Consider the following 407-nt stretch of genomic DNA (forward strand, 5'->3'; position numbering starts at 1 on the left):
TGGCGCCACAGGGCGACGGGAACCACCCGAAAGGCATACAGCAGGCGGCCACTCATGCGCAAAAACCCGATATGCAGCGCCAGACCGAGCTTGTGGGCGTCACCCCGGCGCGCATTGATTGCCTCGCGCTCTGCACCATCGAAGGTGAAAAACGCCTTCATCTCGAAGTCACTGATATCGCGGGGCAGCTCACGCATCCCCAAAAACGTCGTTTGCCAGTCCTGCATCGTGAACCCCATTAGTGGGAGGCCACGATACCCGTTTGAGAAGTGAACAGGAAAGCCAACAGAATCAACGATCTACCAACACCACCCCCGCGCCAGTGCTGGGTTTGCGTACCGCCAGTTATTGCACTGAAAACGAGGGGACCCCATTGGACAGGCGGGCTTTGACTCAGACAGCTGTAC

Annotated in this window: 1 protein-coding gene; it reads right to left on the minus strand. The window is 58.2% G+C overall.

Features of this window, described 5'->3' with window-relative positions; genetic code table 11:
• The coding region (locus NQ012_RS12945; RefSeq protein WP_257067980.1) for a DUF4158 domain-containing protein at positions 1-227 on the minus strand (227 nt) is incomplete at its 3' end.
• Between the last annotated feature and the right edge of the window lie 180 nt (positions 228-407).

The sequence above is a fragment of the Neisseria dentiae genome (assembly GCF_024580525.1).
GTDB lineage: Bacteria > Pseudomonadota > Gammaproteobacteria > Burkholderiales > Neisseriaceae > Neisseria > Neisseria dentiae_A.